Genomic DNA, 14,389 nt, shown 5'->3' with positions numbered 1-14,389 from the left:
ACACGACTGTCCGGTAACGAGTTACCAGATCCGGACGCGACCCTCGGGCTCGAGCCAGAGTCCGTCGCCGGGCTCGGTGCCGAAGACCTCGTGGAACTCGTCGAGGTTGCGCACGATGTTGGCGCGGAACTCGGCCGGGCTGTGCGGGTCGATGGTGAGGTACTGGAGCTCCTGCTCCTTGCGGCGCTTGGTGCGCCACACGTGCGCCCAGTTGAGGAACAGGGTGCGGCGCTCGTCGAGCGAGGCGTCACCGTCACGACTGATGACGTACGCCTTGTGGGCGATGGTGAGGCCGCCGAGGTCGCCGATGTTCTCGCCGACGGTGAGGCTGCCGTTGACGTGCTCGCCGGGCAGGGTGCGCGGCTCGAACTCGTCGTACTGCTTGACGAGCGCCTGCGACTTGGCCTCGAAGGCGGTCTTGTCGGCGGCGGTCCACCAGTCGTGGAGGTTGCCGTCGCCGTCGTACTGCGCGCCCTGGTCGTCGAAGCCGTGCCCGAGCTCGTGGCCGATGACCGCGCCGATGCCGCCGTAGTTCTCCGCCTCCTCAGCGTCGGGGCTGAAGAACGGCGGCTGCAGGATCGCGGCCGGAAAGCAGATCTCGTTGGTGCCCGGGTGGTAGTAGGCGTTGACGGTCTGCGGCAGCATCAGCCACTCGTCGCGGTCGACCGGCTGCCCCACCTTCTCGAGCTGCCGGTCGGTCTCGAAGGCCGACGCGGCGTTGACGTTGGCCATCAGGTCGTCGGCCGAGATCGTGAGCGCGGAGTAGTCGCGGAACTCCTGCGGGTAGCCGATCTTCGGGTAGAAGCGGTCGAGCTTGTCGTACGCCTTCTGCTTGGTGTCCTCGCCCATCCAGTCGAGCGTCTCGATCGAGCGGCGGTAGGCCGTGACGAGGTTGGCGACGAGGTCGTCCATCATCGCCTTCGACGTCGGCGGGAAGTGGCGCGAGACGTAGACCTTGCCGACCGCCTCGCCGATCGAGCCCTCGACGAAGTCGACGCCGCGCTTCCAGCGGGCGCGCAGCTCGGGGGTGCCGTTGAGGGTGCGGCCGTAGAAGTCGAAGTTGGCCTGGACGAACTCGTCGGGCAGGTAGGGAGCCGAGCTGCGGATGATGCGCAGGTGCAGCACGTCGCGCCACGTGTCCAGCGGCGTCTCCTCGAGCACCGTGGAGAGGTGCGAGAAGAAGTCGGGCTGCATCACGATCGTGGTGCGCAGCGTCTCCTCGGTGCCGCCGAGGCCGGTGACGTACGTGACCCAGTCGAAGGCCGGGCACAGCTCGCGGAGCTCGTCGAGGGTCTTGTGGTTGGTGGTCTTCTGGACGTCGCGCGTCTCGGCGGCCTCCCAGTGGCCCTCGGCCACCCGGGTCTCGTACGCCAGCACGCGGGCGGCGGCGCCGGCCGGGTCGTCGTGCTTGCTCAGCGTGAGCAGGGTGGTGAGGTAGGCGACGTACTTCTCGCGGATCTCGGCGAACTTGTCGTCGCGGTAGTAGGACTCGTCGGGCAGGCCGAGGCCGCCCTGGGCGAGGTAGACGATGTTCTTCGACGCGTCGCCGCGGTCGGGGGTGATGTAGGAGCCGAAGAGGCCGGGGCCGCCGATCCGCTCGAAGACGCCGAGGAAGGCCGCGAGGTCGGTGAGGTCGCCCACCGCACGCGCCCGGTCGAGCAGCCCCTGGACGGGCTGCAGGCCCTTGGCCTCGATGGTGTCGGTGTCCATGAACGACGCGTAGAGGTCGCCCACCTTGCGCTCGTCCTCGTCGAGCTCGTCGCGCGGGCGGTCGGCGAGGTCGGTGATGATGTCGCGCACCTGCTGCTCCGCGGCGTCGGCCAGCGCGATGAACGCGCCCCAGCTCGACTTGTCCTGCGGGATCTCGGTGTCGTCGAGCCAGCGTCCGTTGACGTGGCCGAAGAGGTCGTCCTGGGGACGGATGTCGGGGTTCATGCCCTCGCGGGCAGCGTCGAGGATTGTCACGCGCCCGACCCTAACCCCGGGCACCTACCGCGGATTCCGCACACATCCCTGGGGTTCGACGTGGCAGCGGTCCAGACCGGTCCAGACCACGTGCTGGCACCACTGACGTGGCCTTTCGGGTGCGTGAGTCTGGAGGTCCGAACTGCATCTGTCCCGGGGGGATCCCATGTTCGTACGCGCTCGCTTACTCACCCTGCTCGCGGCGGGCGGGCTCGCCGTCGCCGCGCTGGCTCCGACCACCGTCGCCGGCGCCGCGGAAGGGGGCGCCGTCGACCGGCCCGCGCCGACGCAACAGCGGCTGGCGGGCGGCTGGAAGCAGGTCTCCTCCGGTGCCGTCGACACGCTCTCGGAGATCACCCTCGCCCGGACGGCGGACGGCGTGCTCCACGCGGTCTACGTGCAGGACGTCGGGACCTCCGACGAGTACGAGCACGCCGCCATCTCCACCGCGGGGACGGTCGTCGCGCGCAGCAAGCCGGTCGGCACCTGGGGTGCCCTCGTCCACAACCCCGAGCTGCTGCGCTCGCAGACCGGCGGCCTGCGCCTGGTGTTCAGCGGCCTCCAGGACACCGACACGGGGAACTTCTACTCCCACGGCTACGCCTACGACACGACGAGCGACATCTCCGGCGCAGCGTGGGGCCTCCAGCCTCACGCGCTGACGAAGTTCGGCGCCGTCTACTCCGGCTACGGCCTCGGCGCGACCACCCTCTCCAACGGCACCCCGGTGACGGCCGGGACCCTCAACTCGTCGATCTCCTACCGGGTCGGCGACATCGCCACGACCGACCAGGGCACCGTGTCCGCGGCGCCCGACGACGGCGTCTACACCAGCCCGGCGTGCTGCCTGTACGACACCCAGCTGGTCAACTCCGGCGACTCGGTCTGGATGGCCTGGTACGCCAACGGCGGCAGCGAGGCGACCAGCGGCGTGTTCGTCCAGCAGGTCCACCCGAGCGTCGGCGCCGTCGTCAAGGCACCGGGGTCCAGCGTCGGCGGCGACTCGCTCAGCAGCGACCAGGCGATCGCGATGGTCGCCCGGCCCGGCGGCGGCGTGGTGCTGGCGTACAAGCTCGGCTACCCGACCACCACCGCGATCGGCCTCTGGCAGGTCGGCACGAGCAAGGTCGTCAAGGTCCCGGGGAGCAAGGGGGCCGACCTGATCGCCCTCGACACCGGCGCCACGGGCCGGATGTGGCTCGCCTGGTCGACCGACGGCAACACGGCGTACGCCCTGCGGACCGCACCCACCGGCTTCGGCCTCGGCGCCGTCCAGGACCTCGGCAGCCCGGCGCGGTCGTCCGCGATCTGGAGCATCGCCGTCGACGCCTCGCTCGACCAGGGCACGGTGCTGGTCAACGACTCGACCGCCCGGCGGATCTCGCTCCGGACGGTCAAGCCCGGACTCACGCTCACCGCGTCCGGGCGCCTCCGGGCCCGGGTGTCGGGATCGGTGAAGGTCAAGGTCACCGACGCCGGGACCGCGCTCCAGGGCGTGAAGGTCAGCGGCGGCGGCGACTCCTGCACGACCAAGGCCAACGGCACCTGCTCGCTGTCGGTCACCCCGAAGAAGGCCGGGAACCTCGCCTTCGTCGCCACCGAGGGTGGCTACGGCGCCGGCAAGGACGTCGTCAAGGTCAAGAAGTAGGGAGCTCACGACCATGCGCGCTGCACCGAGATCCACCACAGGGTTGTTCACGAGGTCCGCCACGGTCCTCCTCACGGTCGCGGTGACCGCCGCGCTGGCGGCACCGCCCGGCAGCGCACGCGGCGCAGACCCGCGCGTGACGAGCCGCGCGTGGACCTCGCTCGCGCCGGCCTCCACGCCCAACTTCGCCCAGGCCAGCGCGGTCCGTGCGGCGGACGGCCTCCAGCACGTCGTGTGGATCGTGGACGAGCCGGGCGGCGCCAACTACTTCCACACGACCATCGACGCCAACGGCCGGCAGGGCGCGGTGACCCGGGTCCTGCCGACGACGTGGGGCCAGCTGAGCACGCCCGTCGACCTCGAGGCCGACGCCGCGGGCGTGCTGCGGATGTCCTTCAGGGGCACTCCGGACGGCGACAGCTCCAACTTCTTCACCTACCGCGGCGTCTACTCCGCGGTCTCGACCGACGGCGGCGCCACGTGGGCGGTGCCGCGCGAGGTGCTCGCCGTGACCGACGCCAGCGGCGGCGGGAGCACGTTCGTCAACCTGCCCGACGGCAGCATCCTCGGCGGTTTCGGCGACACCGGTGGCTTCCACTGGCACGTCGGCACCATCTCCGAGGCGGCGGAGCCGACCACGACCAACTCCGAGTTCACCGACCACGACGCCGGCGCGGCTGCGCTGATCAGCACCGGGTCCGCGGTCTACGTGCTCTACCAGAGCATCCGCGGCGACGGGGTCTACGCCCGTCAGGTCTGGCCCTCGCTCGGCGCCGCGATCCGCGCGCCCGGCGGCTTCACCAACCCCGGTCAGCCGATGGCCGTGGTCAACCGGCCGGGCGTCGGTCCGGTGGCGGCGTACATGCTCGACGACGAGGTCGTGCTCTGGGACGTGCTGGCCAACCAGGTCCACCGGGTCCGCGGCATGGGCGGGGCGAGCGCGCCCGAGCTGGCCGTGCTGCCCGACGGTCACCTGTGGGTGGCCGCGGTCGGCCCGATCGGCTACGCGCCGCGGGCCTCCCGCGTCGCGGCACGCGGCTGGAACGTCGACCGGCGACCGACGCTGCTGCCCGACATGGTCAACAGCTTCGGGGTCTCGGTGTCCGCTTCGACGGCGCTGCGGGCCGAGATGCTGATGATCGGCAACGACAACGGCGACCCGATCCAGCTCAACGCCCGCTCGGTCGCCGCACAGCTGGTGCTCAAGGCCACCCCGCGGCGGTGGGCGAGCGGCCGTGCGCAGACGGTGGTCTTCACGGTCACCGACGTCGACGGCGGCGTCGCCCGGGCCCGGGTGCGCGCCGGCGGGGAGCGGTGCACCACCAACGGTGCGGGCCGGTGCACGATCCGGTTCGCCGCGAGGCGACCCGGTCGGGTAGCGGCACGGGCCACGAAGACGGGGTACGACGAGGCAACGGTCAGGCTGACCGTACGGCGCTGAGGGTCAGCGCATCCGCACGACTGACTTGCCAAGGGTGCGGCGCTCGGCCAAGTCGACGAGCGCCGCACCGAAGTCGGCGAGGTCGTAGGTCGCGCCGATCGGCGGCTTGATGACGCCCGCCTCGATCATCGGGGCGAGGCGGTGCCACTGCTTCTGCATGTAGCCCGGCCGGGTCATGGCGTACGCGCCCCAGCCGACGCCGCGGACGTCGGTGTTTCCGAGCAGCAGCCGGTTGACCTTGACCTGGGGGATGCCCTGGCCGGCGGCGAAGCCGACGACCAGCACGCGGCCCTTCTCGGCGAGGCAGCGCAGCGAGTCGGTGAAGGCGTCCCCGCCCACGACGTCGAGCACCACGTCGACGCCCTTGCCGCCGGTCAGCTCCTTGACGGCGTCGCGGAAGTCCGGCCCGATCACGACCTCGTCGGCCCCCGCGGCCCGGGCGAAGTCGGCCTTCTCCTGGGTGCTGACTACCGCGATCGTACGGGCGCCGAGGCCCTTGGCGACCTGCAAGGTGGCGGTGCCGACGCCTCCCGCCGCCCCGTGCACGAGCACCGTCTCGCGGTCGCGGAGGCCGCCACGCTCCTCGAGCGCGAAGAGGACGGTGAGGTAGTTCATCGGCAGCGCCGCGCCCTCGTCGTACGACACCTCGTCGGGCAGCGGGAAGGTGAAGATCACCGGGTTGGCGACCTGCTCGGCGGCGCCGCCGTGGAGGTTGACCCCCGCGACCCGCTGGCCGACCTGGAACCCGCTCGACTCCGCCGCGCCGGGGTCGAGGACCACACCGGCGAAGTCGACGCCGAGGGTGAACGGCGGCTCGGGCTTGAACTGGTACTCCCCGCGGCTGAGCAGCAGATCGGGGAACGAGACGCCGACGCTGTGCACCTCCACGAGGACGTCGTGCGGGCCGGGCGTGGGGGCATCCACCTCACGCACCACGACGTCGGCGGGACCGGTGGGCGTGACGACCTGGACTGCCTTCATCCGACGCACGCTAGCCGACGCGCTTGATCTCGCTGAGCTCGAAGTGCATCGGGTCGGTGTAGCGCCAGTCGCCGCCCCAGGCGAAGCCCCACTTCTCGAAGATCGCGACGACCGCGCGGTTCATCTCGCCGACCGTGCCGCGGCCGTTGCCGGGCACGTTGAGGTCCAGGGCGAGCCCGAAGGAGTGGTTGGACAGGCTCGTGGTGTTGGCGATGAAGCGCGGGTAGTAGCAGCCGGCGTACTCGTCGGGGTGGATCTCCGCGGCCAGCCCGGACTGCTGGATCTCCAGCAGGGCTGCGCGCAACTGGGGGAAGAGGTCCCGGTGACAGGTAACGCTGCCCAGGATCGGCACCACCTCGGTGCGGATGTTGGCCGCGACCCACGACGACTCCGGCGCGATCCGGCCGCCACCGATGACCCGGTAGCGATAGGTGCCGACGACGCTGCCGATGCTGCCGCCGGTCGGGATCGCGGTGAGCCGGGCGTCGGGGTCGAGGCCGAGGACGGAGGCCACGTCGAGCATCTGGACCGACGCGTCCTTGCCGACGAGCTTCTCCAGCGGCTTGCGGATCGTGGCCGGCGTGATGTTGTCCGTGGAGATCAGCAGGCCGTTGTCGGTGGCCATCTCGATGTCGTCGGCCCACGCGGTGTTGACCACCATGTCGACGGTGGGGATCTGGGGGACGTACGCCCCGACGTGCAGGCTCGGCGCGTCGTCGTCCGGCGAGCCCAGGCGGATCATCCCGTCCTTGTCGGCGAGGCGCTTGGCGTCCTTCTGGTCAATCGCCAGCTCACCACCCGCGACGCGGTCCCACGTGACCTGGGAGTCGGCAACCTCGACTGTCGTGAAGTTGCGATAGCCACCGGGGTCGACGGCCGCGACCGTCAGCACCCGGTTCTCCAGGCTGACCTGGCCCAGGCCGATCCGCTCGGTGTGGGCGACGCCCTTGAGCTTCTCGATCTGCTTCAGCAGGTCGTCGTCGATCGTCTTGTCCCACTGGATGAGGATGTCGGCGCTCCAGAGCCGGCCGTCGCGCTTGCCGGGCGGGTCGACGGCGTGGTCGGGGTCGGCGACGGGGACGACGGTCGCGTCGGACTTCTCGGGCTTCTGCGGCTTCGCGCTCGGCCGGTCGGACTTCCCGGCTGCGGGGGTCGGGTCGGGCTCGGCTCCGCCCTCGCCACTGCACGCGCCGAGGAGCAGGGTGAGGGCAGCCGCGGCCGCCACCCCCGGTCCCCGTCGTACGCGCATGGGAGAGACCCTAGGCGGGAGGTGTGAGGATCCGGTGGGGAATGGTCACCCACGAGACCGCGCCGCCCAGCAGGAGCAGGCCAGCACACACCACCATCGCGGAGTCGTACGCCGAGTCGAAGACCGCCGGGTCGGCGTAGTCGTTGCCGCCGAGTCCCACCGCGACCGGCAGCGCGGCGACGGCGAGGAGCGAGCCGGCCCGGGCGACGGCGTTGTTGATGCCGCTGGCGATCCCGGCGCTGTCGTCGGGGGCGGCGGCCATGACGGTGGCCGTGAGCGGGGCGACCATGAGGGCCAGGCCGAGGGCGAACACCGTCAGTCCCGGCAGCACGTCGCGCCACCAGATGACGTCCGGGCCGACCACCATCAACCAGATCGTGCCGGCGGCCATCACGGCCGGGCCGACGGACATCGGGATGCGGGGGCCGATCCGCTGGCCGAGCGCTCCTCCGCGGGCCGCGAGGGCGAGCATCACGATCGTGACCGGGAGCGTGGCGAGGCCTGCCTCGAGCGCGGTGTAGCCCGCGACGGTCTGGAGCTGCAGGACGAGGAAGAACAGGATCGCGCCGAGCGCGGCGTACACGACGAGCGTCATCGCGTTGGCGGCGCTGAACGTGCGGTCGGCGAAGAGCCCGAGCGGGACCATCGGCTCCGACCCGCGCCGCTCGGTGACGTAGAACGCCACGCCACTGAGGGCGGCGACGCCCAGGGCGTACGGCATCAGGGGGTTGTGCCAGTCAGTGAGGGCGAAGGTCAGTGCGGCCAGCGTGAGCGAGGCGAGGACGGCTCCGGGCACGTCGAAGCCGCCGTGCGTACGGGGGTCGCGCGTCTCGGGCACGAAGCGCTGGGCCAGCCAGACGGTCAGTGCAGCGAGCGGCAGGTTGATGAGGAAGATCCAGCGCCACGAGGCGTGGTCGACCAGCAGCCCCCCGACCAACGGGCCGATGGCGGCCGCGATCCCGCCGAGGCCCGACCAGGCGCCGATCGCGCGGCCACGGTCCTCGGCCGCGAAGGCACCCTGGATCATCGCCAGGCTGCCGGGCGTGAGCAGTGCGCCGCCGATGCCCTGGAGCACGCGCGCGGCGATCAGCACCTCGGCGGTCGGCGCGATCCCGCAGAGCAGGGACGCCGCGGCGAACCAGATCGTGCCGATCACGAAGATCCGCCGCCGGCCGAAGCGGTCGCCGAGCGATCCGCCCAGCAGGATCAGGGACGCCAGGGAGAGGAAGTAGCCGTTGACCACCCACTGCAGCTGGACGAGCGAGGCGTCGAGGTCGGTGCCGATGGTGCGCAGCGCGACGTTGACCACCGAGCCGTCGAGCAGGGTGAGCCCGGACCCGAGGGTCGCGGCCGCGATGATGCCGCGGCCCTGCGGCGTACCCCACACGACTGCGGCCATGGGCACAGGCTAGGCGCCCGGTCCGTCAGCGGCCGCCGCGCTCAGTGCTCGAGCACCCGGCCGGCGAGCCAGGCGATGTCCGCGCCCGTCTGCTGGGGCGACGCGGAGGGCTGCATCACGTGGCTCAGCACCACCCGTACGACCATGTCGGCGGCCGGCTCGAGGTGCGCCACCTCGATGCCCGGGGCGTACGGCGCGACGCGGGCGAGGACGACCCCCTTCGCCGCGTCGAGCAGCGAGCCGGCGTTGGTCGTCAGGAGCGGCAGCAGCTCGGTGTCGGCGCCGTGGGTGGCGCTGACGACCGCGTGGAGGAGCTTGTTGGCGCTGGCATAGGTGAGGACGTCTATGACCGAGCGCTCGATGGCGCGGGTCAGGTCGTCGGGCTCGGCGTCGAAGGCCTGGTCGACGACCTGCAGGAACCGGGCCAGCTCCTCGAGGATCATCGTCTCGGCCAGTGCCGGCTTGGACCCGACCTCGTTGTAGACCGTCTGCCGGCTCACCCCGACCTCGTCGGCGAGGCGGGACATCGTGACCGCTGCCCAGCCCGACGAGGTGGTGAGGCGGACGGCCGCGTCGATGATGCGGTCGCGGGTCGTCTCGGGCATGCCCACGAGTCTAGGGAGCGCCCGCACAGGGACGGACGTGGTGCTCAGGCCGGTGGTCAGGCGACCGACCGCTCGGGCTCGTACGGCACGAAGTCGACCTTCTCGCGCACGCCGCAGTCGGGGCAGCACCAGTCGGCGGGGATGTCCGCCCACGCCGTGCCGGCCGCGAAGCCCTCGTGCTCGTCGCCGGCGGCGACCTCGTAGACGTACTCGCAGCTCGGGCATCGCGCGGCCAGCACCTCGGCGCGCGGGTCGAGTGCGCTCGCGGTCGTATCGGCCACGGAGCCGCGCACTCGACTCGACGCGGCGTAGCGGGCGAGGTACGTCTCCCGCTTGCGTGGGCTGATGTTGGCGAGCGTCACGTCGCCGCCGAAGTGGTCGACCACGCGCCGGTCCATGACGCGACGCCAGACGGCGGGGACGATGGCGAGGACGATCATCCCGGCGTAGCCCGTGGGCAGGACCGGGCTCTCCTCGAAGTCGCGCAGCGTCTGGTAGCGCCGGGTCGGGTTGGCGTGGTGGTCGCTGTGCCGCTGCAGGTGGTAGAGCAGCACGTTGGTCGCGATGTTGTTGGAGTTCCAGCTGTGGCCGGGCAGCACGCGCTCGTAGCGCTGGCGCTCGCCCTCGCCGACCTTCTGGCGGAGCATGCCGTAGTGCTCCATGAAGTTGACGACCTCGAGGAGCGAGAAGCCCACGACCGCCTGGATCACGAGGTACGGCGCCACCTCGAGGCCGAACGCCGCGAGGACCACCGCCCACAGGGCGAGCGACATCAGCCACGCGTTGAGGACGTCGTTGTCGAGGCGCCACGGGCGCTGCTTGCGTCGGGCCAGGCGGCGCTTCTCCAGCCGCCACGCGGACCTCACCGAGCCGCCGACCGTGCGCGGCCAGAACTGGTAGAAGTTCTCGCCGAGCCGGGCGCTCGCCGGGTCCTCCGGGGTGGCGACACGGACGTGGTGGCCGCGGTTGTGCTCGATGTAGAAGTGGCCGTAGAAGACCTGCGCCAGCGCGATCTTGGACAGCCAGCGCTCGTTGGCCTCCTTCTTGTGGCCGAGCTCGTGAGCGGTGTTGATGCCGATGCCGCCGATGCAGCCGATCGAGACCGCGAGGCCGACCTTGTCGATCGTGTCGAGCGGCTGGTCGGCCAGCACGCCGAACACGTCCCACCCGCCGACCACGGCCATCGCGCCGAGGAACCCGACGTACTGGATGGGCAGGAAGAGGTAGGTGATCCAGCGGTAGTAGCGGTCCTGCTCCAGCGCCTCGATCACGTCGTCGGGCGGGTTCGACCGGTCGAGGCCGGCGACCAGGTCGATCGCCGGGACGATGCCGAGGATCACGATCGGGCCGACCCAGAACCACGCGCTCAAGCCCGTCGTGACGTAGCCGCCGAAGGCGACGAACGCCAGGCTCGGCACGACGAGGCCGATGAGCCAGAGGTAGCGCTTCTGGTCTCGCCAGATCGCGGTCGTGCCCTCGGGCACCGTGCCGCTGGGAGCGAGTCGACTGGGAATCTTCGTGGGGTAGCCGGCCATGGTGTGACCTCCTGCCGTGGGGTTTACATGACCATACGATCTGTAAACTTCGTTGACAAGACCCCCCGCTTTGTCAAATGCGCAGTTTCGGCTGTCGGAGCGCCGTGCAGGCACCGTCACCGGGCCGCTAGTCTCGGGCCCCATGGAGCACCCCATCGGCATCGACTTCGGCGGCACGGGCATCAAGGGCGCACCCGTGGACCTCGCGCGCGGCGACTTCGCGCAGGACCGGGTCCGCATCGACACCCCCAAGCCCGCCGATCCCCAGTCCGTCGCCACGGTCTTCCAGCAGATCGTCGACACGTTCCCCACCTCCACCACGCCGGTCGGCGTGACGGTGCCCGGCATCGTCCAGCGCGGCGTGGTGCTCTCCGCCGCCAACATCGACAAGTCGTGGATCGGCGAGGACGCCGACGCGATCTTCACCAAGGCCCTCGGCCGCGAGGTGCACGTCGTCAACGACGCCGATGCTGCGGGCCTGGCCGAGTCGGAGTACGGCGCGGCCAAGGGGCGCAAGGGACTCGTCATGGTCATCACCCTCGGCACCGGCATCGGCTCCGCGATGATCTACGACGGCGTGCTGGTGCCCAACTCCGAGATGGGTCACCTCGAGCTCGACGGCGTCCTCGCCGAGTCGCGGGCGGCCACCAGCGCCCGTGAGCGCGAGGGCCTCAGCTGGGGGGACTGGTCGGAGCGGCTCACCGCGTACTTCCGCCACCTCGAGCGGCTCTTCACCCCCGACCTCTTCGTGGTCGGCGGCGGCGTCAGCAAGTCGTGGGAGAAGTTCGGCCACCTCATCGAGATCGACACCGAGATCATCCCCGCCAAGCTCGAGAACCGCGCCGGCATCGTCGGCGCCGCCCTCGTCGCGCACCGCAAGGCCGGCCAGGAGGACTGAGGGCTACGGCTCCAGCACGCGCTCGAACGCTGCGATCGCGCCGCGGAGGTAGCGCTCCACGACCTCTCGCTCCTCGGCGGTGAAGCCGCGGTCGAGCTGGTCGAGCGCGATGAACATCGGCAGCAGGTGGCCCACCACCTCGCCACGACCCGACTCCGTCAGCACGAGCTCCGTACGCCGCCGGTCGGCCGCGTGGGGGCGGCGCTCGACGTGCCCGCGCGAGACGAGGCGGTCGACGATCCCGGTCGCCGCGGCGGTGGACACCTCGAGCCGGCGCGCCACCTCGGCCGGTCCGATCTGCTCGCGCGCCAGGTGCTCGAGCGTCACCAGCTCGGTGTCGCTGATGCCGGCCCGCCGCGCGACGACGTGGTTGACCCGGGCGCCGGTCGTGACCAGCTCGCGCAGCGCCTCGAGACTGCCGGACGTGTCCCAGCCCTGGGTCGGCTGCTCCGGTGGGGTCACGGTCGTCCTCTCGTCTTGCGTCGGGCGGCGATGATCGCTAACTTACTTAGCAATCTACTCCGTTAGCCACCACAGCCTAGGAACTCACGTGCCCGGTCACCAGCCCCCCGCTCCTGCCCGCTTCGTGTCCGGACGTCGTACGGCGTGGCTCGTGGCACTCGTGCCCATCCTCCTCGCGCTCGCCATCATCGCGCTGGTCCCCGAGGGTGAGCGGGACACCAGTGCCGTCGACTCCCTTCCCGCGGGCGCCGACAGCACCTTCGCCGTCGAGCTCGCCGAGCAGCTCCCCGAGGACGACGGCCAGGTCGCGATCGTCCTCTGGACGGCCGCCACCGGCGAGATCGACCAGGCCGCCCAGCAGGACCTCGACGCCCAGGCGATCGAGCTCCTCTCGCAGGAGGGCGGCGCCGAGGGCGGCCAGCCGGACCAGGGTGGCCAACCCGCCGACGGGCAGACCGGCCCGGTCGTGGTGTCGGAGGACCGTACGGCCGCCTTCGCCGCCATCCCGGTCACCTCGATCTCCGCGACCGACAACATCGACAAGGTCGAGGACCTGCGCCAGCAGCTGCGCGACGACGCCCCCGACGGCCTCGAGGTCCAGGTGACCGGGCCTGCGGGCATCCAGGCCGACCTCGGCAAGGTCTTCGACGGCGCCAACCTGCGCCTGCTGCTCTCGACCGCCGGCGTCGTGGCCCTGCTGCTGATCATCACCTACCGCAGCCCGGTCCTCTGGCTGGTGCCGCTCACCGTCGTCGGCATCGCCGACCGCCTGTCCGCCATCGTCGCGACCAACGTCCTGCAGGCCACCGGCGTGGCATGGGACGAGTCCACGATCGGCATCCTCAGCGTGCTCGTCTTCGGCGCCGGCACCGACTACGCCCTGCTGCTGATCTCGCGCTACCGCGACGAGCTCAAGCGGGAGGACTCGCGCCACCTGGCGATGGCGCGCGCGGTCTCCCGTACGGCCGAGGCGGTCGCCTCGAGCTCGATCACCGTCGTGCTCGGCCTGCTGACCCTGCTGCTGTCGGCGATCCCCACGACCCGCGGCCTGGGCCTGGCCTGCGCGGTCGGTGTGGTCATCGCCGCGACGTTCGCGCTCGTCGTGCTCCCCGCCGCGCTGGTGCTCTTCGGCCGCTGGGTCTTCTGGCCCAAGGTGCCCCACGTCGGCGACACCGTCCTGGTCGACTCCGACTCCTCGCTGTGGCACCGGGTCGGCGACGCCGTCGCCCGCCGGCCGCGCACCTTCGTGGTCGGCACCGTCCTCGCCCTGGCCGTGCTCGCCAGCGGCACGCTGGGCATCACCACCGGTCTCGACCCGGCCGACCAGTTCCTCCAGAAGCCCGAGGCGATCTCCGCCGCCGAGCGGCTCGGCGAGTCCTTCCCCGCCGGTACCAGCGACCCGGTCCAGGTCGTCACCCGCGACACGTCCGAGCAGGTGCTGTCGGCCGTCGAGGCGGTCGAGGGAGTCGACTCGGCGCGGATCACGACCACCGGCGACGGCATCGCCCGCATCGACGCCGTACCCGACGCGGACCCCGGCAGCGACGCGGCGCAGGCCATCGTCGTGGACGTACGCGCGGCGGTCGCGGACTTCACCGACACCCACGTCGGCGGCGGTGACGCCGAGGCGCTCGACGCCAAGGACTACGCCGCCAAGGACCGGCTCCTCATCCTGCCGCTGATCCTGCTGCTGGTGCTGGGCGCGCTGCTCCTGCTCCTGCGCTCGATCGTGGCGCCGCTGCTGCTGGTGGCGACCGTCGTCGGGACCTACGCCGCGAGCATGGGCGCGTCGTGGTGGCTGTTCCAGGGCGTCTTCGGCTTCGAGGCGATGGACACCGGTGTGCCGCTGCTGGCGTTCCTCTTCCTCGTCGCACTCGGCGTCGACTACAACATCTTCCTCGTCACCCGGGCCGGCGAGGAGGCGCGCGAGCACGGCACCCGGAAGGGGATGCTGCGGGCGCTCACCGCGACCGGCGGGGTGATCACCAGCGCCGGCATCCTGCTGGCGGCGGTCTTCGCCGTGCTCGGCGTGCTGCCGCTCGTCGTGCTCGCCCAGCTCGGCGCGATCATCTTCGTCGGCGTGCTGCTCGACACCCTCGTCGTACGCACGGTGCTGGTGCCCGCCCTCGCCCTGACCCTCGACGAGAAGTTCTGGTGGCCGCGGAAGGTGACCGGCTAGCCCCCTGCAGGAGTCACCGCCTCAGCG

At 71.4% G+C, this 14,389-nt stretch carries 11 protein-coding genes; 4 read left to right on the top strand and 7 right to left on the bottom strand.

Annotated features, from left to right (window positions below; translation table 11 throughout):
• Window positions 1–21 precede the first annotated feature (21 nt).
• Window positions 22–1,965, bottom strand: a complete 1,944-nt coding sequence (locus tag EUA94_RS11030) for a M13 family metallopeptidase (protein WP_129426922.1) — start codon at window positions 1,963–1,965, stop codon at window positions 22–24.
• A 166-nt stretch (window positions 1,966–2,131) separates the two neighbouring features.
• Here EUA94_RS11030 and EUA94_RS11025 point away from each other — a divergent pair, with 166 nt between their 5' ends.
• Window positions 2,132–3,613 carry a hypothetical protein gene (locus EUA94_RS11025; RefSeq protein WP_129426921.1) on the top strand — a complete coding sequence of 494 codons (1,482 nt, stop codon included), beginning with the start codon at window positions 2,132–2,134 and terminating at the stop codon, window positions 3,611–3,613.
• Window positions 3,614–3,656: 43 nt separating this feature from the next.
• Window positions 3,657–5,054: a hypothetical protein gene (locus EUA94_RS11020; RefSeq protein WP_129426920.1), complete on the top strand. Its 1,398-nt coding sequence runs from the start codon at window positions 3,657–3,659 to the stop codon at window positions 5,052–5,054.
• A gap of 3 nt (window positions 5,055–5,057) precedes the next feature.
• On the opposite strand, the gene EUA94_RS11015 is transcribed toward EUA94_RS11020, so the two are convergent.
• Genes EUA94_RS11015 through EUA94_RS22925 form a run of 5 tightly spaced genes read right to left on the bottom strand, consistent with a single transcriptional unit; the run spans window position 5,058 to window position 10,823 of the window.
• Window positions 5,058–6,035, bottom strand: a complete 978-nt coding sequence (locus EUA94_RS11015) for an NADPH:quinone oxidoreductase family protein (protein WP_129426919.1) — start codon at window positions 6,033–6,035, stop codon at window positions 5,058–5,060.
• Window positions 6,036–6,045: 10 nt separating this feature from the next.
• Window positions 6,046–7,284 carry a M15 family metallopeptidase gene (locus EUA94_RS11010; RefSeq protein WP_129426918.1) on the bottom strand — a complete coding sequence of 413 codons (1,239 nt, stop codon included), beginning with the start codon at window positions 7,282–7,284 and terminating at the stop codon, window positions 6,046–6,048.
• 10 nt (window positions 7,285–7,294) lie between these two features.
• Complete coding sequence (locus EUA94_RS11005; RefSeq protein WP_129426917.1) at window positions 7,295–8,683, bottom strand: MFS transporter; 1,389 nt, start codon at window positions 8,681–8,683, stop codon at window positions 7,295–7,297.
• A gap of 41 nt (window positions 8,684–8,724) precedes the next feature.
• On the bottom strand, window positions 8,725–9,288 hold the full coding sequence (locus EUA94_RS11000; RefSeq protein ID WP_129426916.1) for a TetR/AcrR family transcriptional regulator: 564 nt from the start codon (window positions 9,286–9,288) through the stop codon (window positions 8,725–8,727).
• A 56-nt stretch (window positions 9,289–9,344) separates the two neighbouring features.
• A complete protein-coding gene (locus tag EUA94_RS22925; RefSeq protein ID WP_129426915.1) occupies window positions 9,345–10,823 on the bottom strand; it encodes a fatty acid desaturase in 1,479 nt (492 codons plus the stop codon).
• Between the two features lie 142 nt (window positions 10,824–10,965).
• Here EUA94_RS22925 and ppgK point away from each other — a divergent pair, with 142 nt between their 5' ends.
• Window positions 10,966–11,721 (top strand): polyphosphate--glucose phosphotransferase, encoded by a 756-nt coding sequence (gene ppgK, locus EUA94_RS10990; protein WP_129426914.1) that lies wholly within the window; start codon window positions 10,966–10,968, stop codon window positions 11,719–11,721.
• A 3-nt stretch (window positions 11,722–11,724) separates the two neighbouring features.
• On the opposite strand, the gene EUA94_RS10985 is transcribed toward ppgK, so the two are convergent.
• Entirely contained in the window at window positions 11,725–12,183 is a 459-nt protein-coding gene (locus tag EUA94_RS10985; RefSeq protein ID WP_129426913.1) for a MarR family winged helix-turn-helix transcriptional regulator, read from the bottom strand.
• A gap of 88 nt (window positions 12,184–12,271) precedes the next feature.
• Between EUA94_RS10985 and EUA94_RS10980 the strand changes: the two genes are divergently transcribed.
• Entirely contained in the window at window positions 12,272–14,362 is a 2,091-nt protein-coding gene (locus EUA94_RS10980; protein ID WP_129426912.1) for an MMPL family transporter, read from the top strand.
• Window positions 14,363–14,389: the final 27 nt, after the last annotated feature.

Source organism: Nocardioides zhouii (assembly GCF_004137345.1).
Lineage (GTDB): Bacteria > Actinomycetota > Actinomycetes > Propionibacteriales > Nocardioidaceae > Nocardioides > Nocardioides zhouii.
The sequence above is the reverse complement of the archived record's forward strand: the minus strand, read 5'-3'. Positions and strand labels throughout refer to the sequence as shown.